This is a genomic window from Thermogladius sp. 4427co, from assembly GCF_051933805.1.
In the GTDB taxonomy this organism is placed as follows: Archaea; Thermoproteota; Thermoprotei_A; order Sulfolobales; family Desulfurococcaceae; genus Thermogladius.
Genome location: NZ_CP196893.1, coordinates 83,291 through 103,375, shown reverse-complemented (window position 1 = coordinate 103,375; position 20,085 = coordinate 83,291). Strand labels below are relative to the sequence as shown.

The window sequence follows — 20,085 nt, the reverse complement described above, 5'->3', positions numbered from 1 at the left end:
TTTCAACCATTTATAAACAAGATGGTTGCTGAAAAGGTGTTGGAAGAGTATGGTTGTCATTGATTTCGTAAGGAATATAGTAAACGTCCAGCTGGGTAGGGCTCTGAAAGAAGGGAGGATTCAATCGAGTGTCGTAGACGAGATCAAGAGGCTGCTTTCGACAGCTGAAGACAAATACGGGTTTAGCAGCTTCGGTGGGAATCCTGAGAAGCTCGCAGACTATTTGGAGAGCAGGGATTTCGAGCTCCTGGTAAGTGCCTTTAAAGCAGGTGGGGGTGTCGACGTATTACTCGAGATATTGAGACAGGCAGAGGAAGCATACAAAGACCTGCCCCGCCTGAGGGAAACTCTTCGCGAGGTAATCCAAGGGCTGTCCGAGGGGAGGGAGCGTATTGGTACTCTAAGCAGTGTATTCGAATACTTGAAGAAAATGTTCCCGGATAGGAAGGTGTATATACAAGGGGATGAGATCGTTGTCGAAGGTGATGTGACAGCTAGGTTGAGGATTGAGGATGGGAAGATAAGAGTAGGGCTTTACAAGGTTGTATATGTGGAGAAAGGTGACTTGGATAAACTGAAAGAGTTGATTGCGAATGCGTGAGAAGAAGGGTTTAATAGTATTCGACTGCGACGGCGTTCTAACAGATTCGAAGAATAGCTGGGGTATTCTACACGAGTATTTCGGTAGCAGGGATAATAGGATTTTCGCAGAATACTATAGACGCGGCTTGATAACGTACGAGGACTGGATGAAGATAGATATCGCTCTAATGATCCACAGCAATGGTGGAAGCATTAAGAGAAGCGATGTCCTAAGAGCCTTAAGCAGGGTTAGGCTCAGAGAGGACGCTCGAGAAGTAGTCCAGGCCCTCCGAGAGAAATACCATGTAGCTGTAGTCAGCTCGGGGGTTGGAGACCTAGTGGGTAGGGTGTGTGATGAGCTGGGTATTAGATTATGCTATTTTAACGAGCTGAAATACGTTGGCGAAGAACTGGTACCAGGCGGTGTGGGGAGAGTGCCTTTGATGGAGAAAGATAGGGTCATCGAAAGTCTGGCAGGAAGGCTAGGCTATGATATGAGGGAAGTAGTATACGTAGGCGACGATGTGTGGGATATACTCGTATTCGAGAAAGTAGGTTATTCGATAGCGGTAGAGCCCTGTGGAGAAGCCTGTTCAAGAGCTAGAAGCGTCGTTAAAAACCTGCGGGAGATTATCCAGCTAGTAGACAGCTTCTATGATAGTATGGGTTCACGTTAATTCAAGACTAGAATAGTGTTTCAGCATACTATAACTTGTAAAGGGATGTTTCTAATAGTCAGCTACCGGGCCACATTATTAGCTTAGCTAGCATTTCAACTGCTTTGTCTTCGTCGACATCAACGAGTAGCACTCTCTTAAACTTCTCTCGGGCACCGTATACGATATCTATTTTAGAAGTAGGGATATTCAGATTCCTGCTGAGAAACCTTATTAGGGCTGAATTACTCCTACCTTTCTCATCGTTCTCGGTAGTCATGAAAACTAAGTCGTTGCCTTCAATAATCAGCCCCTCGGACTGAGAATTCGGTTGGACAAATATATTGAGGATTACGCCTTTAGAAGAAGGTTCAATATTCCTTCTTATAACCTCTTCCAAACGAGTCATGAGGCTTCCCATTAAATAATCTAATCGCTAAGACTAATAACCCTCTTCTACTCTAGAATATTATCCGACGGCGATGACGCAGGCCTATGGCGGTTCTGCACAGTGATGAAACCGGGCGCTTCTACGATGCCGATGAATTAAATCAGGCTATGGACTATATGATATTGTCTCCTCGTCCCCGGCCTTATGACTCCCCGCTCTACTAGGTCTACGATTCTCTTCGAGAGCTTTTCCTGCTCTAGGAAGTCACCGTAGGCAGCTCCACGTCCTATCAGCCTCATTATCTCATTCCTCACCCTGTCAGGGATGGGTGTAGGCTTCTGGGGGAATAGAGGCGTCCCTGGGAGAGGTAGGTAGTAGTGGAGGTGGATCCTAGCGCCTTTCTCAACTAGTCTCTGGGCTAGCTTTACGCTCTCTAACATGTCTTCTTCTGTCTCGCCTGGGAATCCGAATATGAAGTCTACGCTGGGTCTGAAACCCGTTTTCAAGAGTATGTCTACAGCATTCACTACATCCTCGACAGTATGACCCCTGTGTATCTTCTTAAGTATTCTCTCACTACCGGACTGGGCTCCTACTATAACCTCTTTATTAGAGACATACTTCTTGAGGAGCGCTGCCGTCTCTTCGTCTACGTGCTCTGGCCTAACCTCGCTGGGGAAACTGCCTAGGAATATCCTTGCATTATAATACTGTAGAGCTTTATGCAAGCTGTTTAAAAGCTCTTCGAGAGCCTCTACGTTAGCTCTACGCCTCGGATCGCGTAGGCCGTAGGAGAGGGCGTCTGGTGTGATAAAACGGATATCTCTAACACCGCTATCTTCAACCATTATTTTTGCGTATTTAATAATATTGTCTACACTCCTATGCCTGATTCTAAACCCGTGTATATAGCTCACCTGGCAAAACCAGCATCCGTGGAAGCACCCTCTCGTAATTTCGATCGGCATGTAGAGATGCCTCCAGTAGGGGAAAGGCGGGTACTTGTCTAGGTCTATGGGAGGAGCCTTCTTGCCAACCCTGTAACTGCCGTATCCATCCCTATAGACAATATTCCTTACTTCGCTAAGCTCTATGATATTATTCGCGTAGAGGTAGAGGTCTTCGATAGCAGGCTCTCCTTCGCCAACAACCGCGATATCGAACCCGAGGCTGAATAAAGTCCCAATAGGGTCTCCAGAGGCATGAGGGCCTCCCGCAATACTGATGCAATTCCTCCTTCTAGAATACTCTACGAGATCCCTCAGTAATGCTAGGTAATTCTCATCGGCTACCCTAGTAGTCATCAGGCTAAAACCTACTAGGCACTTTCTGTATCTCGAGTAAACAATGTCGACAAGGCTGTAGAATACACTCGGCGATTCTACTATGTAGACATCCAGCCATCTAAACCTGTCGGCTACACTAACAATACTGTAGACGCCGTACCGTGTAAACCTATCGAGGTATAGAATAAGGGCGGCCCCCAATCAACCACCAAAAAGCTTATCCTGATGCCTGGTATATAATATAAGTAAATATATCCTAAAAGGGAGCTTCAAATGGCTAATATCGAGCTCACCCCCGAGGAGTTAGACAGGCTTAGTAGGAAAGTCAGGTTGAAAATTATTCACGAAGATGATGACGTGGTTTTGATGACAGCCCCTAACGAGGAACAGCTCGCTAGCATAGTATACGAGCTTCTACTAGAGAAGCCCTTGAATCTCAAAGAAGTACACTTGGTATTAAGCGGTATCGCTAGCGAGGACAAGATTAGGAGGGCGGTTACGTCACTAGTTGAAAACGGTATGGTTATTATTGGCCCGGATGGGCGTTACAGGGCAGTTCCAGTATAAGATTAGAGAAGACGATAAGCATCGCCTCTCCAAGGTCTCTGACAACTATCCGAGCACCCTTTTCTCTTAAAACACGCCTCCTTCCTTCTTCGTAAGCCACTCCTAGAAATCTAACGCCAGCGTTTCTCGCACTGAGGAAATCCGACGAGTAATCTCCAATGTATAGTGTATCGCATGGTTCAACACCGTATCTATCTACTATCATCTTTATCAGCCAGGATTTGTCGAAGACGTAGTTTTCCAACCCGCCGAGACTATATATGTCCTGCGATGAGTAGACTTCGCTAACGTATTCGTCAAGGCCGAACCTTGTTAGGTCCCACCATATGGTATATGAAGGGGTGTCTCTCCCAGTTGCGACAACTATCTTTATACCTATGCTTTTAGCTAGCTTCAGGAAGTCGTATGTATACTTATAGGGTCTTGTGTACCTGCTATTGTATAGTCTCCGAAACGTCTTCCAGAAAACATCCTTATCAACGCTCTCGTCTAGTAATTCATTCAGCCTGTCTTCTTCGAAAAACCGGTAAAATTCATTGAATGGGATAAACCTGTTGACCCCACTATTCTTCAAAGCTTCCTGAAAGGCTTCGTAAAAGTCGAGGAGGCTGTCTACGATTGTCAGGTCATAGTCTAGGATGATCACTCTGATCATTTCAGAGAAGCCCCTCAGCATTCGGGAGATAATTCATCGGATTCATTTATTCGGCAAACTCATCATCTATAGTTATTTGAAGGCTAGAAGGGTTTTTAAAATGGATGTCGTAGGCAACTGCTTCGTAGAAACCCGTTTGTGTTCAGGCGTAGATTATTCGTTTAGGGATTCAATGATTGAAATCCGGGCTGGCAGGGAGGGTATCGTAGTATTCAAGCATAGCCCTGGGGAAAGGATTATCTGTGATGGGGAAAGCTTCTCTGTAACCCCGTGGGGGATGTATTTGTATACGTCGTGGGAGACAAAGGGTCTTCTAAAATGCTTTATTATGCCAGGGGTTCTCGAAGAAATTACTGAAGGAGTCTACTTGCTCAGGAGAAGCCTGGATGAAACAATCCCCCAGTTAGAGCTCGACGAATACTATGTCAGGGTCTTTAAGTCTCTAATAGGTTGGAAACCTGTTTTTATTCTGCTAGGAGGAGGCAATACATGTTCCAGGCAGTTGATAAATACGGTTAATGCCGAGGAGGGTCTAGCTGGGAAGATACGCGATATATTACAGCAGGCGATTAGGAATAGTGTGGAAGCAGAATGCGTCCTTAGACTACTAGAGCAGAGGGCCATAGACCCCGGTCTCCTAACTAGGTTGTTGGAGGATAAAATAAGGATTGAGTGCACTAGAGGAGGGGGTTTCAAGCTCTATGAAGCTGGTTGACGCCCACGTACACTGCCACGAGATGAGTGTTAGCGATATCGACTCTCTCTCAGCCGAAGGCTTCATTCTCGTATGCGTTAGCGATGACTATGAATCAAGCATTAAAACTATCGAGCTAGCCGAGAAGTATAATAGTATAGTGCCCTGTATAGGGGTCCATCCCTGGGAGATCGGTAGAGAAGATTTCAGAAAAGTATTGGATCTAGTGGAAAAGAATATCGATAGAGTCAAATGCCTGGGCGAGGTAGGCCTCGACAAACAGTTTGTTCCAGAGACATTTGATAAGCAGCTAGAATTCTTCAGTAGGATAGTAGAGATTTCGAGAGAATACAAGCTCTTACTCAACCTCCATACTCCTAAAGCGTGGAGAGATGTTTACGAAATTCTTTTAAGGAGGGATATTGAGAAAGCGTATTTCCACTGGTATACGGGCCCGGTAGACCTGATGGAGGAGATACAAGGTGCCGGGTATTATATAGGCCTCAACCCAGCTTTCAAAATACAGGGTAAACACAGGGATATCATTCAGCGCGCAAACTTAGATAAGGCTCTAACCGAGAGCGACGCCCCTTACGAGTATAAAGGGCTGAAACTATCGCCTAGGATGATACACGAAACTATTAGCTACATATCGGAGACGAGAGGCGTGGATAAAAACAACCTGGTCGAAATGTTCTACAGGAATCTCCTTAAGCTTATCTCCTAGCGTTATGCGATAGCAGTAGATACCGCGGTATTCTTGCCGGGGATTTTCGCTGGATTCGCCATTACGAGTATCCTACCGTTATTCAGGGTTACGACGAGATCGTATGAGGCTAGTGTGATTTCGATCTTGTAGACTGGTGATACACCCAGGATTGATGCGAGACCAGCTAGGGCTTTGAAGCTCCCGTATCCAAGCCTAGCGATCATATCTATTACATCCTTGTCGACATCTAGTGGTGCTATAACATTTTCCACTCTCCCATCCTGATTCATCACTATTATAATTGCCTGGTCCATACACCCCCAGGATTTGACTGTTAATGGCATTAATTTAAAAAGAGTAAACTAGGATATTACATCTAAACTAATTTAGGCTAAAAGCTGTTTAATCTCTTCAAGCACGTTCAGCTTAGCTTTGACTTCTTCAACTATCTTAGAGAGCTTGCTCGCTCTCTCCTGGCACTCCATTAATTCTCGCATCCTACTCTCGTTTTCCGCCCTGAGCTGTTCAATAGCTTTCTCTAGTTCTCCAAGCTTCTTCTTCAAATCCTCGTTCTCCTTCTTCAGAGAATCTAACTGCTGCTGTATCTCGGGTTTTACTCCTGCTTCAACTTCTTTTATAAACGGGATCGTGAGCCTTAGGGTTCCCGACTTTATCTTCTCATAGGTAGATATAACGAGCTTCCCTGCTTTGGTTTTACCGTTTATATGTGCTCTAATAGTCTGCTCGCTCCTACCTACTTCCTCGGCAATCTTTGATACAGGCATGCCTGCTTTATACCTAGCGTATGATGCGGCTGCTACAGCAAGACTATCTATCCAAGTCGTTTTCTCTACAGGGTCTTTCAGCAATTCTATTATCTCAGGGCTGTAGAGCGTGCCTATGATGAGAGCTGTCTCAAGCCTTTGTATCTCTTTCTTCCCCATGGGCGTCAGTGGCACTTCAGATAAGTCTATTACAAGCTCGGACATTCCCAACCCCTATTATATAAGGAGTAATCACTCTTTTATTTTTTTCCTATGGTTTATAAATCGAGTAAAACCCATTACTTGTTGGTGTGTTGTTTGGAAGTTCTGGTCATACACGGGAGAGATGATAATTCGCTTTTGATCAAGAGCATAGTGGATTACGCACTGCAACTAGTTGGTAGGGATTACGGTTTAGATATTACTATCCGCGAGATAGAATTCGGCGAAGTCAGTGGAGTAGTACTGAAAGTAGACGGTCTAAGAGAAATCTATATCAGGGAACCCCCTGGTTTAAAAGATCTCGTAGAAGCAATACTCATAGCATATAGTGTTAGCGGCTTGGATATCCAGGCTGCCCGGACACCTGTCTCAGCTACTGCTTGATTCTACACCTATCTTATAGAAAGGACATTCCTTCCATATGCTTGAAACACATTTTCTGACATTAGACCTTGTCATGACACGATCTGCCACCGTGCATATAGCAATACACTGGTCTTCATCAATCTTCTCTATTTTGAAGAATGGGCACTCGCTCCTGGTTTCGCAGGGTATTACGTGGACAGGGTAGTAGGCGGGTGTAGGTTCTCTAGTACCTATTTCTGCCAAGCCGTCCACTCCTACATCCTCTTACCCTTATATAGTTTCAATAGGATTATAAGACCAGGCACGATATTCGTGAGAGCATATACGAGGCGGTAGACAACGACATACCCTGGACTAAGACCCAGGCTTAGCCCATATTCTGAAACTACGGCTCCCCCGGGTGTCGGGAGAGAGCTTAGTGCTTGTGAGAAAAAGTATGCTTCAACAGATTTCTCTAATCCCTCCCGGGTATAGTCATCCTGGATAAGGAATACCGATGACGATAGCAGTCCCTGGGATAATACGCTTAGCAATAGTATGGCTAGCAGGTCGGGTAGTGAGATCTTCTCTAATACGTCCCTGAATGATTCCGCCAGAGCGTTTACGAAATCAGCTAGCTTATGCAGCCATCTAGATACAAGACGTGTTTTTTCGAAAGCCCTGGGGAAGCGGATCCCCCTCGAGTTCCCTACTACGGCTAGAGCGACTATGGTTGAAAACCATATGCCTAGAGTTGATATAGCAACGATGATCACTGGCAGCGACCAGGGCAGGTAGCTGATCGAGAAGACTAGCCCTACAATATTCGTAATCAGGACGTCGAAGAATACGTCGAAGTATGATACAGCGAGCATTTCCGCGAGAGAATAGCCGTGTATAGTGAAGTAGCCAGCCCTCCCTAGCTCGCCGCCTACTGCTGAAGGGGTTATGAAAGCAAGCGTATTGCCAACTAGCCTGGCTTTAAAATACTCGGTAAACCCTAGCCTACGCCCTGTATATTTATAGTGGATTATCTTGAGTCTTAGCGAAGACACAGCGTAGCCTGCGAGCAATAAGGTAGATGACGCAGCCATCGCCAGGGGGTTGGATGAGAAGATAGTGTAGTAGCTTGAGGTTACCACGCTGTAAACCGCTATAGTCGCGAACACTATTACTATTGAAATCAGCGCTACCCCAGGCCTCATACCATTCACTGCCCTATCTTATGGTGTAAGGATTATTGATGTATCGGTTAATCAATAACCATAGAGTATCAAGCGCTATAGGCCTGTTAGGAAAATTTTTAACTAGAAGAACATATTACATAGACGGGGTAAACGGTTTTGAAGTCTAGGGCGCTGGTAGCTACTTCTCTCGCCGTCTTCGTCCTACTAGCTGTTCTATTAGGCTTTTTCCAATCGGGTGCGGTGGTGATACCGGGCTTTAAAAGCATGTTGGTTCTCGCAGTCCCAAGCAAGAGCGGGGTGCTTACACTCGTCTACGACAAGAGCGGGGGAGTGTTGAGTATTAACGGGGAGGAGCCTTCGGGCTTCATATTCATATCTCTAGGAGGATTAGTCAAAACATATTCATTCGACGAGCTTTCCTCCAAGGGCTTCCTAGAAATCGATCTGAGGGAGGGGCTGGAGCAGGCGAGGCTCCAGTGGAATATTATCCGGGGCATCCTCGGCAATAAGAGTAAAGGGGGTGTAGCACTCCCTACTTTGAGTATAGCTCTCTGGCTCTACGATTCTAAAGGAAACATATACGCTTACACCGATGCTTTCTCAGCACTCGACTACTATATTGCTACCGGGCTGCACCCGTTTAAAGCACTTGAGAAAGCGCTTTCAAACCCGTTTGAATGGCTTGATAAAGGTATTTCCCTAAAGATGAATACATCTATTATCTCGAGATCCCTGGTCAGAGTAAACGATAGGGTTCACACTAAGAGTATCCAGGTTAGCTCATACAGCGGGGAAGCACTGGCTTATTCCCCGGGTTCGCCCTGTATCTCAACAGTAGTATATTACAAGGCTTTATACGATTCAAGAGATAACCCTCCAGCATGGTTCTTTAACAGGTTCCTGCCCGAAGGCAGGGATCTAGCTAGGGACGCATGGTACGCATTGGCCCTAAGATACTCCCAGGCTTTTATACTCGATAAATCGTGTTTCCCTACTACTTCAGACGTGTTAAACTGGCTGTACGGCTCTCCTCTCTACAGGCCGGGTATCTACAATGCTTCAGTATTCCTCAACCTTATGAGGCAAGGTGCTGGATTCTACTGGAACCATAGTACTCCGCCTCTAACCTTCTTCACAATATACAAACCATTCCTACTAATATACAATGGTACAGAAGAATTCCCAGACCTCCAGTTCACGATTACATTCGCTTATGGTACTGCTGGGTACAGGCTCAATGGCTATTCTTACCTCGGTTACCCGATTATCCTAGATGAAATGGCATTCCTTGATATATCTGGCACCAGTACAGTATACGATAGACATCGCTTCCAGATGGGCGTTAGAGGAGTCGGGATCATCATCCCGTCTGTAATAATGTATTTATACGATGCTATCAGCCTTCAATGGCATATATCCGAATACGATACTAATCACTGGATCGCTATCCCAGATATCGCTTTCATACCGTTTTATAAAGAGATATCAGACGCGCATTCTACACTATGGGATTTAATAGAGTTTGACCAGTACGGTAATATAATATCTTCGACGCTCAAATATGCTCCAAATGCAAACGTTTATGCTTTGCTTAGCGAATACGGTAAGCTAATATCTTCCCCCGTTGAGTGGCCTATTTACTCAGAATACTTAAGCAAAATCCCACCCTACTGGAATGGTGTCGACAATTCGCTCAGAAAAGATATTGTGACCAGTGTCCCGTTCCCATCTTTAACTCTCGGCCTATATAAAAAACTGATAATATCCCTGTTAGGCCTAGCATTCGCTAATCGAGAATCTATATTAGCCGATGGAGTATCTAGCCTATTAGCTGAAGCAGTAGATGCTTTCGACTACATTGAGTCAACATTCTACGCTAGTGGATTCTATATAGGGTTAAATCTTTACAAGTTTCCTAACACAAAATACCCGGATACGATAATACTAGAGATCGATAAAGCGACAACCCCATGCGTTAACGCTATAGCTATCCAGAACAACCTAATACCTTTATACTCGTACTATAGTATAAAACTAATAAATACGGCTGGTGGTCCGCCTCCATCGCCTCCAGGCTCTCCTAAGCTTTTAGGGCAAAACCCGTAGTCTTTTCCCTTAATAAAATCCTCCTAGCAATATTCTTTAAAACAGTATTTTCCAATTACAACAGTTATGGTATGGTTAGTGGTGGAGGGTATGGGTTTTTAGCTATAGCGAGGAGAAGATTGAAGAGCTCAGGGTTGATAAGCAGAGGCTGAGGGAGATTATTAAAGAGTTGAAGAAGTGGAAGGCTCCTGCTACAGTACTCTTAAGCTTGTACATACCGCCTGGGAGGCCTGTCAGCGATGTAGTAAACTTGCTGAGGCAGGAGCTCTCAATCTCTGATAACATCAAGCTTAAGAGGACGAAGAACGCTGTCCAAAGGGCTCTAGCAGCGGCTATAGACAGGGTTAGCAGGTTTAGCAAGATACCCGACAACGGGCTGGTCTTATTCGCCGGCGAGAACGTTGACACAGGGGATTTCATATCTATAATGCTGATACCGCCCGAGGAGGTTAGAGTATTCTTCTACAGGACGGATAAGTACTTCCATACGGAGTTCCTCGAGGAGATGGTGTACGAGCATAACATCATAGGGCTGGTCATAGTAGAGAGGGATGCTGCTACAATAGGCATGTTGAAAGGCAATAGGATGATCGTTGTCGAAGAACTAGAAGAATATATACCGGGCAAGCACGAGAAAGGAGGCCAGAGCCAGAGGAGGTACGATAGGATTATAGAGCAGATGGTTGAAGACTTCTACAAGAAGGTTGGAGAGCATGTTAATAAGACCTTCCTCCCCCTGTTGGAACAAGGGAAGCTGAAAGCGATATTAATAGGGGGGCCTGCCTACAGCAAGTACGATTTCCTCCAGGGGGACTACATAGACTATAGGCTGAAGAAGATAGTGTTAAACCAGCTGGTAGATGTAGCATACCAGGGCGAGGCCGGGTTGAGGGAGATGGTTATGAAAGCCCAGGATATACTAAAGGAGCAGGAATACGTTGAAGGACTACAGGTAATAGAGGAATTCAAACTCCACCTGGCTAAAGACGACGGTATGATAGTATATGGTGAAGACGAGGTGTTGAACGCTCTCGAACAGGGGGCTGTGAAAACCTTGATCGTGTCCGAGGAGAGGGGGGACGTCGAGAAATGGCTAGACAAAGCTAAGAACTACGGGGCTAAGGTAATCGTGGTAAACAATGAAATGCCCGAGGGAGAATGGTTCCTGAAGACTTTCAACGGGATCGGTGGAATACTAAGGTTTAAGACACACGCGTAGCTCAGTCTTCAAACCTTTCTCCGCTATAGGCAGCCTCTGCGAAAATTATTTTTGTGGGACTGGGATAATACTAAAATGGGGTAGTCCTTGACCCTCGAGGACCCCAGGGAAAGGAGGGAGCTAGTAGATCTAATAATACAAGCAGGTCTAGAAGAGGATTTTCTAAACTGGCTTAGAATCCAGGGGATAACGCATGTCGTCGGGAAGTTTGATAATGTACCGATAGAACTCATAAGAGCCTACGTAGAGGAGAAGAAGCTATACCCTCCCGATAAAGTAGAAGAAGGTATTGCCGACAATACCGAGTTCGACCAGAGGTATATCCCTTCAAGGGAAGGAGGGAGAGTTAAGAGGATTGTTTGAGCCGGGAGTGACCCGGCCCATGTTCACCCGCCCCCGGTACAACGGGGGAGTAGCACGGGCACCGGGGTCTAAGTTAAGAAATGTTTTCAGAGTATAAAAATCTTTATCCTTTAGAATAGCCTCCAGGGGTTTCAATCCTAAAACAGATTTATTTAATCTCGATACTCGGCGTTTTTATAGCTTTAATATTGATAGATGTCTCGGCTATACCGTTCGAGTACCTTGTGATCCTCCTCAGGCTATCTAAAATCATTATATGATATGCTCTCTCAGTCTCCGGTATGTTAGCTGATATTACTTTCGAGACATGCTCGTCAATCTTCGAGAGTATATCGTATGTCTTACTGATCACTTCCTCGGCATCCTGCCTACTAAGCTTATACAAAGCCTGCATAGAGTTATTGAGTAGTTCTGCTATCGACACACCTAGGTCGTAAATCTCGTTTGTCAGGTTTGATTTAACACCGTATTTGATAACGTTCTTAGATATGTTTACAGAATGGTCTGCTATCCTCTCGAGGTTTCTTGCCACGATCCTGTAGTTTATCGCTTCGACCGGGGATGTTAGGCCGAGGTCGTGCATAACTTTAACGTCTAGCAGGGCCATCGAAAGCTCTCTAATGATCATGAAGTGGAATCTATCGGCTTCGTCATCTCTTTGTATGACAGCTTCTGCGAGGGATTTGTCAGCGTTCTTATAGCTTTCGAGACTGTCTTTAACCATGTTAGATACTATCAGATGCAGCCTGCGGATAGCGTTTTCGAGAGGTAGCTCTTTCAGGTCTAAGAGTATTTTGAAAGATACGGAGTTAAACGTCTCATCTACAACCTCCACCCCTGCGAGCTTTATCCTAACCATACTCTTAAGGTCGCTGAGTTTCTTAGCTAGGTTTTTCAGCGTGGGCTCGAATGAGACTGTTATATTAGTGTAGCCGGATAGGTATAGAGCCACTATCGCTCTGAAGACTTCTTCAATCCTGGTATCTGCAATAACCTTAATACTTCCTTGGAGCTGGACTGCTTCGAATGTACCAGGGGTTATAACCAGCCTGCCACCGTGCTCGTAGATATATACGTAGTCACCGCTCTTCAAACCCATTGCATCAATCCAGTCTTTAGGTAGGGTTACTATGTATGAAGAGCTACCTGTTTTCTGAACTTTTCTCCTTTCAACACTTGACATAATGCTCACCTACATACACTTTATTCACATATATGTTTTATATAAGCCCTTAAATACCTTTCTCTTTCCTAAATGGTTGAATATATACGAAAAACGAGTTATAAACACTGCTTGTTACAGTAGATACATAATCCGAATATATATGTACTAAATACCTAACGTAGACCCGTAGGATTTAACGAATCAGATTAAATATCCCTTGATGCAGTATATGATATAGAGCCGGGGTGGCCGAGCGGTCTAAGGCGGCGGGCTGCAGGGCCTTGCGCCAAGGGGTTCAGAAACCCGTTTAACCGCGGGTTCGAATCCCGCCCCCGGCTCTCAGCAATCTCCTTTAAGAAGGATTTGTGATATATAAATGGAGGGTGTTTAATTGAGGATTCTCCATACTTCGGATTTACACTTAGGCTCTAGGCTTTTCTCAGAGAGTAAAACTGTAAAGAAAGTTTTCATAGAGGCTTTGAGAGAGATAGCCGATACCGCTGTCAGTAAATCCTGTAACCTCCTCGTAATCTCAGGCGACTTCTACGATTCTAGAGGCATTAAAGAAATACCCTCCGAGATACTGCTCGAATCCATCGATATCCTGAACGAATTGAAGAAGCACGGTGTTAAAGTAATTGTCTCGCCGGGCAACCACGATTTCCACCCCGAGGGGGAGGGGGTTTTAAACCTGCTGGAGAAGACTGGGCTCGCTCTAGTCCCCCGGGTAGAAGTAAGCGATTTTATCAAGGCGGTTAGACTAGAAGTTGAAGGATTCGATTTTATCGCGATACCCGGTTTGAAGAATGCTAGCGAGGTCGAATTAATCAACAAGCGTATGGTTAGGGTCTTGGGGGATAGTAGGAACCCCGAGGTCGTTATGGCCCATACGTTCGTAGACCTAGACTCCTATAAGCTAGAGGATGTATTACCAAGGCTGAAAGGACAGGCTACGACTAGTCTAGGAGTGCTTAGAGAATTATTCCCGAGAGCAGTTTATTTCGCCCTAGGCCACGTCCATTTCCCGATCCCACTCGAGAAGAAGGGTGTTGCGAGAGCTGCCTACCCTGGCGCGCCTGTCGGGTACGATGGGAACGATCTATTCGACTCGTACATACTGGGAGTGAAAGGATTTAGGAGGAGGGTTCTGGTAGTTGATATCGGGGAGGATAGAGCAGTATACGAGTCGGTGGAATTAAAGAATACGCCCGATGTAGGCTATATTGAGCTATCCCCGGACCACGACTACTCGACTGCCCAGAGGATATTGGTAGAGGCTATCAACAGGCTTAAAGGCCCCTATAGAGTGGTTGTAGCAAAGATAGATAGCGGGGTGAACAGAGGTCTCGTCGAAAGGCTACGTGCACTAGCAGAGAGGGAGGGAGCCTATATACATTTCAGGGTAAGAAGTAGTCTCGAAGAAACACCTCTAACCCTATTAAGCATACCACAGCAAATAGACTTGTTCGAAAGCGAGAGGAAACTACTCGAGAAACTCCTCCCTAAATACGGTATTACAGTAGACCCTTCGGTAATACAAGAGCTTATATCTAGGATCTCGGAGGGCGTTTCCCTCCAGGACGTTTTAAAAGATTTGCTTAAACTACTGGGTTGAGGCGGTGCGAGTGGGGATCGACGAGAGGCTTAGGGTTGTCGTAGAGGCGATGGTGGGCGACTATAGGTCGCTAGGGGATGTAGAGATATTTAGGATCCGCCAGGAGTTCTTCGAGAGGTTCTATAAGCCGACGGGTTTCAGAGGAGGCTTCGACGGTAACATTGTCTTCGTAGACTCGGGTCACACGGGGCGGATGTATTCTACAGACGCGTTTAATCTATCGTTTCTTAGAGTCGGCGGGATAGTTAGGTCTGGCGACAGGCTCGAGTACGTAGGCCGGAAACTAGGTGGGGCGGAGTCAGAAGCCTATGTCGTATACGGGTCTATAAGCAGAGAAGGGTTCAGGTTCTTAATCTACCCAATCGACGATGCAGCAATCCTCCTAACCCCGGAGAGAGCGCTAGAAGTATCCGATAATATATCTGCTCTAGTAGGCCAGGGCTTGGATAGCGCGTTCGGGGTAGGGCTTGAGGGGTTAGATAGTAAGGTAAAATATTTCTCGAGGATATTCGACTACCTTGTATCCCTCATAGAACTAGCATACTGTATCAGGGTTGTTGAGAAACTCAGCAGCTCAACCTGTGTTCTAGATGGTAGCCTAGTGAGATGGTTTGGAGCCGGAGGAATGGGTAGGAGACTGGGCTTCGATGGCCTCGACCTCTTGAGCCTAATGACTGGTTTGAAATCGGATGCTCTATTAAATCTATTAGACAGGATTGTCGGCTTGGCGAAGACTACGAAGTTTACGACTCTTGCTCGTAGCAGGAGACTTCTTAGCAAGGTGAGAGGGGGCTATGGTCTAATAGATGCTGACTCGCTGAAGTCTTCAGCAGGGTTCTTGAAAGAAATATATCTTAAATCCAAGAATCTAGCTGTGAAACTACTCCACACTGTTACAACACCGGTATTCGATAGGTACGGGGTATACGCTTTGAAAACCCCTGTATCAGTAGACGGCGTCAACGTTTACGTCTTCGGGAAGTACTTGGCCAAGCCCCTGATCAACCACAGGGAGGGGTTCTCGGTAGACGAGAAATATGCTCTAGAAGTCTCGGATAGGCTTGTAGCAGATATCGAATCCGTATTCGCCAGGATTACGAGAGTCGAAGGCTATCCCCCGTACGGTTTCCTAGAAGTAGATAAACTTGTTAGGCTGAGTAGAGAATATGTTAGAACCAGGTTCGAGCCTAGGATGATTTACTATATAAGGGAGTACACGGGAGGGCTGAACCACCCTCTCGTCGAGATCTTTAGGCATATGCCTGAGAGGAGGCTCGGGTACTTGAGGTGGTCTGCTTGAACCCTGTTGGAATGGTGATCGGCTGGAGGGACAATAGGGTATTAATTCAATTCAAGAGGGATTCCATACCGGGGATCGGCGATTTCATATACGCGAAACAGGATAATAGGCTGACACTGCTTCAATTGACTTCCCTAAGCAGCTGGATAGAAGCTTTAACACCTGGTATCGAAGCCTACCACAGGTCTGCTGTTTTCGAAGACGCTTTTACTCTAACGGGTATTGCCGAAGCCTTCTTAGAATTCAATGAGGCCGCTAACGCCTTATACACACCCTCCACCCTGCCTAAGCCTGGTACGCCTGTTTACAAGGTCGAGCCCGGCGATGTCGAGAGCAATAAGATAATGGAGAAGATAAGTTCTATGACCGGGGATGGTGTCCCGGTTTTCGTACTTAGGTCTGGCATAGCCTCACACCCCTCGCTACGGGGCAGGCTCTACTTCATCGACTTCAAGATCAGGGTAAACCTGTCTAAGACCATCCCTAAACACATACTAGTATCCGGCCAGACCGGAGCAGGAAAGACGACTGGTGTCAAAGGCTTTATCACTGCTTCATTCGCCTATAGTAATAACCCGGTTTCATGGCTCATACTAGACAGGCACGGAGAATACGGTGACTTCATAAATGTCGTAAATGATGTATCGAAGAATATCCCGGTAATACGACATATAACGTTGTACTATCATAGTTCCAAGACCTCCTACGGCGCGATCACACCGATAGCTCTATCAGATATCGGGGTACCGGATATAAGTATGGCTCTCGACCTTGAGGACGAGGAAGTACTAGACCTAGAAGACCTCCTAGATAACTTAACACAGATAACTTACACAGCCTGCGTCAACAATCTCCTAGCACCCTCGATCTGCAACATGCTGATTTCTGTAGGGAATGAAGACGTTAAGCCTAGGGGCGACCTCCTAGCCCTCTACCTGCTAATATTCGATAACGCTATTAGGTTAGAGGCTTCGAAAGCGACTAAGAATGAGAAATACGGCTTCCACAAGTACTTCCTAGAGAGAGGCTTCCAGAACGTTACGGTGCTAAGGAAGCTCAGGAGGATAATATCTAACGCCCTAGGTATTACAACCAGGCGTAGAGAGTTCGTTGTCTCAGAGAAGGAGAAGAAACTGGTTTACGTAATAGATGATTCGAATAGCGTTTTCAAGACGATCAGCGTATTCAAACAACCAGATTTAGTAGCCGGAATAATCTACTCGCTACTAAAGGTTGTTGAAAAGAGGGATAGCAAATCGTTCTCCGAGCAAACCTTCTACGACTTCCTACCTAGTGGTAAAGCAGTAAATACGGTTGCTGAGAAGGTTAAGAGCGGGATACTAGTGGAAGCACCCGGGTTGGGCCTCGACGAGATTGTTAGGGATGTAAATACGGGTAACATGGTTATACTCGACTTGTCAAGGGTATCTACGAGGGAGGGCGATTTAGTAGCGCTATCTCTCGCCAGGAGGATCCTCGAGGATAGGATGGCTAGGGGTCCTTTTGAAGCTTCTGGGATGCCTCCTGTTGCTATAGTATCTGAGGAAGCACCCCTATACCTTAGCAGTGAGAAGGTGAAGTCGGTGTATAATTCCTTCGCGAGGGTTGCTAGAGAGGGTAGGAAGTTCAATATAGGTATAATTGCGATAACCCAGATGGCTACTATGATTGATAGGCAGCTCCTAGCTAATTTCAATACTGTGATAGCTATGAGAACGAATTACACAGCCGACATAGAGTTCTTCAGGAACGTAGGTATACCGGGCGAAGCGCTACCCTTCCTGAACGAGAGAGAAGCCTACGTATACTCAGCTGATTCACAACTCAGGAGACCATTGCCAGTCTATATCCCGGCACACTCCGAGAAAGACCTTATAGTCAAGAGCCGGGAACATAGAGAGGGTTTGGAGGTAAGCGGTGAGGCTTTGAAGAGCCTTGTAGAGCATGGAGAAGAAGTATGAAAATACTAGGTGTTTACCTCGAGAACATTAGGAGTTTCAGAAAGGGCGTAATAGTATTCCCTAACGAAGGTATAACTGTAATCCAGGGAGAAGTAGGGACGGGTAAGACAAGCATTTTAATGTCTATAGCCTACGCTTTCGAGACGCCTGTCGGAGGCAGTATAGGCCTAACAAGCGCATACGCTACACCACAGCCTAGGCACCTGCTAAGAGCTAACGAGAACAGGGGAGTGGTCAGAGTCCTGGTTAAACAAGGTAATAGGCTGGTTCTACTGGAAAGGGTTATCGAAAGGGTCGGAGACAAGTATTCTAATACTAGCAATACGATATACACTTATGAGATAAAGCTAGAAAACGATAGAGCAGTCGTCAAGAACACTGGTAGGATAAGGCTATCATCCAGCGACTACATGTTGAAAGTGAGAGATGTACTCGGCCTCGTAGAGAAAGGGGGTAGGCATAGGCCCGAGTTCTTCACTAACATAATATATTCGCCGCAGTTTAATCTAACCTCGATCCTCGAGCTAGACCCTGAGAAGAGGAGGGAGGTTGTAGAGCTAGCCCTGGGATTATCCAGGTACACCTCGTTCAGAACCAATCTAGGTAAGCTGATAGATTACGTGTCCAAAGAGATCGATAAGAGGAATGCAGAATTAGAGCGTTTAGAAAATACTTTGAAAGGATTTAACAAACAGAAGCTAGAGGAAGACGCGAGAAAACTCCAGGAGGAGAGAGAGAAAGCTACTAGAGAGCTTGGCGAGGCGAGAGACCGTTTAACAGTATTAGAAGACGCGATCAAGAGCCTCCAGGACGATATCGGTAGACTAGAAGGTGAGGTAAAGAAAAAAATGGGGAAAATAGAATCTCTAACCGACGAACTAAGGAACCTAGAGGATAAGAGGAGAGAGCTCGAAAATAAAATCAAGAGTCTCATGCAGGTAGAAGTTCTAGATGAAGCCCGTATATCAGAAATACTTAAGGAATGGGATATAAAACGCAGAAGGATAGATGAAGAAATAAAACAGCTCAAAGCAAGCCTTGACGATCTAGCGGGTAGGGAAATACAATTAACACAGGATATAGCTAGTATACAAGCTACAGTATCAAGCCTGAAATCTAGTATTAGGGAATTAGAGAAAGAGTATGGTGAGAAAGAAGAGATCGTTAAACAAGGGAAGTGCCCTGTATGCTTACAGCCAATCCTCCACGACCACGGTATGAGGCTGTTAGCGGAGATCAGGGCTAGGATAATAGAGAAGGAAAAGGAGATGGAAAAATATAATCTAAGGCTAGGAGAACTCGTGAAGCAGAGGGAGGCGGTAGCCGCTCAGAAAAAGAGTATTGAGAACAGGCTGAGAGATCTCGAGAGGGAGCTCGAGAAAATGAGGAGGGAAGAGGAATTATACATAGAGCTCAGAAATATACGCCAGAGAATGGATGAAGCCAAGAAGCGTGTTGACGAAGTAGAGAAGATGAGGAAGGAGATAGATGAGCTGAATAAAAGGTTGGAAGAGAGAAGGAGGAAGCTCGCTGAAATAGAAGTGGAAAGGAAGAAGGTTCAGGAGTTAATCGATAGATTAAATAGGAGGATTGGAGAGATCGATGGGGAGCTTAAGAGGGTTAACGAACAGCTTAAGAAGATAGCCGATCTAATCACACAGGTAGAGTCGTTGAAAACCGAGTTGAGCAGGCTTATTAAAGCAAAGGAATTACTAGAGAAGCTCGGCGAGATTACCGAGTATGTAAGTAGCCAGCTAGCCCAGGAGTCGTTTGGCTTTATCAGGGAGAGATTCAGGGAGATACTTCTCAAATTAGCCCCAGACCAGCCTCTGAACGTAGAGCTTACGAGAGACTACGACATAAAGTTTTATTTCCAGACAGAGAAAGGGGTCGGCGAGATAAGGCTGCCTAGCGGAGGGCAGGGCTCGTTCGTATCACTAGCGTTAAGGCTGGCTATAAACCTGGCTTTGAGGAGCATGAGTTTTAAATTCAAAGATTCTACGCTGCTACTAGACGAGCCAACCACGGGTTTGAGCAGGGAGATGGTTAGTAGGCTGAAAGAACTCCTGAAGATACTCAACGAGAGGTATAAGGTCCACATAATTGTTGTAACACACGACGAGGAGCTTTTAGAAGCAGGCAGTACCCGTATAAGGCTCGCAATCAGGAATAATACTACGAGCGTTAGCTACGAAGGGGATTTCAATAAAGAGTACTACGAGCTCGTATCGAGAATCCTCGAGAACCCAGCCATAGGACAGATTTCTTAAAGCGCTCGGCCCTGGCCACTCCTATCAC

At 45.7% G+C, this 20,085-nt stretch carries 21 protein-coding genes and 1 tRNA gene; 14 read left to right on the top strand and 8 right to left on the bottom strand.

Going from position 1 to position 20,085, the window contains the following annotated elements; translation table 11 throughout:
- Positions 1 to 49: 49 nt before the first annotated feature.
- Together ACSU1N_RS00565 and ACSU1N_RS00560 are read left to right on the top strand one after the other, a co-directional pair.
- Positions 50 to 601: a hypothetical protein gene (locus tag ACSU1N_RS00565; protein WP_440059686.1), complete on the top strand. Its 552-nt coding sequence runs from the start codon at positions 50 to 52 to the stop codon at positions 599 to 601.
- Positions 594 to 1,259, top strand: coding sequence for an HAD family hydrolase (locus ACSU1N_RS00560; protein WP_440059685.1), 666 nt, complete (start codon positions 594 to 596; stop codon positions 1,257 to 1,259). Before ACSU1N_RS00565 ends, ACSU1N_RS00560 begins: the two co-directional genes overlap by 8 nt.
- A 58-nt stretch (positions 1,260 to 1,317) precedes the next feature.
- On the opposite strand, the gene ACSU1N_RS00555 is transcribed toward ACSU1N_RS00560, so the two are convergent.
- Together ACSU1N_RS00555 and ACSU1N_RS00550 are read right to left on the bottom strand one after the other, a co-directional pair.
- Entirely contained in the window at positions 1,318 to 1,647 is a 330-nt protein-coding gene (locus ACSU1N_RS00555; protein WP_440059684.1) for a DUF167 domain-containing protein, read from the bottom strand.
- A 137-nt stretch (positions 1,648 to 1,784) separates the two neighbouring features.
- The gene (locus ACSU1N_RS00550) at positions 1,785 to 3,116 is read right to left on the bottom strand and encodes a TIGR04013 family B12-binding domain/radical SAM domain-containing protein (protein ID WP_440059683.1); all 1,332 of its coding nucleotides are present in this window, start codon (positions 3,114 to 3,116) and stop codon (positions 1,785 to 1,787) included.
- A 72-nt stretch (positions 3,117 to 3,188) separates the two neighbouring features.
- Between ACSU1N_RS00550 and ACSU1N_RS00545 the strand changes: the two genes are divergently transcribed.
- Positions 3,189 to 3,482, top strand: coding sequence for an ArsR family transcriptional regulator (locus ACSU1N_RS00545; protein ID WP_440059682.1), 294 nt, complete (start codon positions 3,189 to 3,191; stop codon positions 3,480 to 3,482).
- Here ACSU1N_RS00545 and ACSU1N_RS00540 read toward each other — a convergent pair.
- Positions 3,442 to 4,158, bottom strand: a complete 717-nt coding sequence (locus ACSU1N_RS00540) for an HAD family hydrolase (RefSeq protein WP_440059681.1) — start codon at positions 4,156 to 4,158, stop codon at positions 3,442 to 3,444. The two genes, ACSU1N_RS00545 and ACSU1N_RS00540, sit on opposite strands and share 41 nt — an antisense overlap.
- A 55-nt stretch (positions 4,159 to 4,213) precedes the next feature.
- On the opposite strand from ACSU1N_RS00540, the gene ACSU1N_RS00535 reads away from it, so the two are divergent.
- Both ACSU1N_RS00535 and ACSU1N_RS00530 read left to right on the top strand, forming a co-directional pair.
- Positions 4,214 to 4,852: a hypothetical protein gene (locus ACSU1N_RS00535; RefSeq protein WP_440059680.1), complete on the top strand. Its 639-nt coding sequence runs from the start codon at positions 4,214 to 4,216 to the stop codon at positions 4,850 to 4,852.
- Positions 4,806 to 5,558 carry a TatD family hydrolase gene (locus ACSU1N_RS00530; protein ID WP_440059679.1) on the top strand — a complete coding sequence of 251 codons (753 nt, stop codon included), beginning with the start codon at positions 4,806 to 4,808 and terminating at the stop codon, positions 5,556 to 5,558. Before ACSU1N_RS00535 ends, ACSU1N_RS00530 begins: the two co-directional genes overlap by 47 nt.
- Positions 5,559 to 5,560: 2 nt before the next feature.
- Here the strand turns inward: ACSU1N_RS00530 and ACSU1N_RS00525 are convergent, their stop codons facing one another.
- Positions 5,561 to 5,854: a hypothetical protein gene (locus ACSU1N_RS00525; protein ID WP_440059678.1), complete on the bottom strand. Its 294-nt coding sequence runs from the start codon at positions 5,852 to 5,854 to the stop codon at positions 5,561 to 5,563.
- A gap of 72 nt (positions 5,855 to 5,926) precedes the next feature.
- A complete protein-coding gene (locus ACSU1N_RS00520; protein ID WP_440059677.1) occupies positions 5,927 to 6,529 on the bottom strand; it encodes a transcriptional regulator in 603 nt (200 codons plus the stop codon).
- Positions 6,530 to 6,622: 93 nt separating this feature from the next.
- On the opposite strand from ACSU1N_RS00520, the gene ACSU1N_RS00515 reads away from it, so the two are divergent.
- Positions 6,623 to 6,910, top strand: a complete 288-nt coding sequence (locus ACSU1N_RS00515; protein ID WP_440059676.1) for a hypothetical protein — start codon at positions 6,623 to 6,625, stop codon at positions 6,908 to 6,910.
- Here the strand turns inward: ACSU1N_RS00515 and ACSU1N_RS00510 are convergent.
- A complete protein-coding gene (locus tag ACSU1N_RS00510; RefSeq protein WP_440059675.1) occupies positions 6,896 to 7,135 on the bottom strand; it encodes a hypothetical protein in 240 nt (79 codons plus the stop codon). The genes ACSU1N_RS00515 and ACSU1N_RS00510 overlap by 15 nt on opposite strands.
- 11 nt (positions 7,136 to 7,146) lie before the next feature.
- Positions 7,147 to 8,076 carry a lysylphosphatidylglycerol synthase domain-containing protein gene (locus ACSU1N_RS00505; protein WP_440059674.1) on the bottom strand — a complete coding sequence of 310 codons (930 nt, stop codon included), beginning with the start codon at positions 8,074 to 8,076 and terminating at the stop codon, positions 7,147 to 7,149.
- A gap of 138 nt (positions 8,077 to 8,214) precedes the next feature.
- Between ACSU1N_RS00505 and ACSU1N_RS00500 the strand changes: the two genes are divergently transcribed.
- The 3 genes from ACSU1N_RS00500 to ACSU1N_RS00490 all read left to right on the top strand — a co-directional run bounded on the left by ACSU1N_RS00500 (position 8,215) and on the right by ACSU1N_RS00490 (position 11,746).
- Positions 8,215 to 10,164 (top strand): hypothetical protein, encoded by a 1,950-nt coding sequence (locus tag ACSU1N_RS00500; protein WP_440059673.1) that lies wholly within the window; start codon positions 8,215 to 8,217, stop codon positions 10,162 to 10,164.
- A 148-nt stretch (positions 10,165 to 10,312) separates the two neighbouring features.
- Positions 10,313 to 11,383, top strand: a complete 1,071-nt coding sequence (prf1, locus tag ACSU1N_RS00495) for a peptide chain release factor aRF-1 (protein WP_440060311.1) — start codon at positions 10,313 to 10,315, stop codon at positions 11,381 to 11,383.
- An 87-nt stretch (positions 11,384 to 11,470) separates the two neighbouring features.
- The gene (locus ACSU1N_RS00490) at positions 11,471 to 11,746 is read left to right on the top strand and encodes a hypothetical protein (RefSeq protein ID WP_440059672.1); all 276 of its coding nucleotides are present in this window, start codon (positions 11,471 to 11,473) and stop codon (positions 11,744 to 11,746) included.
- 148 nt (positions 11,747 to 11,894) lie between these two features.
- Here the strand turns inward: ACSU1N_RS00490 and ACSU1N_RS00485 are convergent, their stop codons facing one another.
- Positions 11,895 to 12,929, bottom strand: coding sequence for a PhoU domain-containing protein (locus ACSU1N_RS00485; protein WP_440059671.1), 1,035 nt, complete (start codon positions 12,927 to 12,929; stop codon positions 11,895 to 11,897).
- 221 nt (positions 12,930 to 13,150) lie between these two features.
- Here ACSU1N_RS00485 and ACSU1N_RS00480 point away from each other — a divergent pair.
- The 5 genes from ACSU1N_RS00480 (at position 13,151) to ACSU1N_RS00460 (ending at position 20,057) form a co-directional block, all read left to right on the top strand.
- A tRNA-Cys gene (locus ACSU1N_RS00480) sits at positions 13,151 to 13,249 on the top strand.
- Between the two features lie 53 nt (positions 13,250 to 13,302).
- Positions 13,303 to 14,526 carry a metallophosphoesterase family protein gene (locus tag ACSU1N_RS00475; protein ID WP_440059670.1) on the top strand — a complete coding sequence of 408 codons (1,224 nt, stop codon included), beginning with the start codon at positions 13,303 to 13,305 and terminating at the stop codon, positions 14,524 to 14,526.
- Between the two features lie 10 nt (positions 14,527 to 14,536).
- On the top strand, positions 14,537 to 15,826 hold the full coding sequence (locus ACSU1N_RS00470; RefSeq protein ID WP_440059669.1) for a hypothetical protein: 1,290 nt from the start codon (positions 14,537 to 14,539) through the stop codon (positions 15,824 to 15,826).
- Positions 15,823 to 17,787: an ATP-binding protein gene (locus ACSU1N_RS00465; RefSeq protein WP_440059668.1), complete on the top strand. Its 1,965-nt coding sequence runs from the start codon at positions 15,823 to 15,825 to the stop codon at positions 17,785 to 17,787. Before ACSU1N_RS00470 ends, ACSU1N_RS00465 begins: the two co-directional genes overlap by 4 nt.
- Entirely contained in the window at positions 17,784 to 20,057 is a 2,274-nt protein-coding gene (locus ACSU1N_RS00460) for an AAA family ATPase (RefSeq protein ID WP_440059667.1), read from the top strand. The genes ACSU1N_RS00465 and ACSU1N_RS00460 overlap by 4 nt, the downstream gene beginning before the upstream one ends.
- The last annotated feature ends 28 nt before the right edge of the window (positions 20,058 to 20,085 follow it).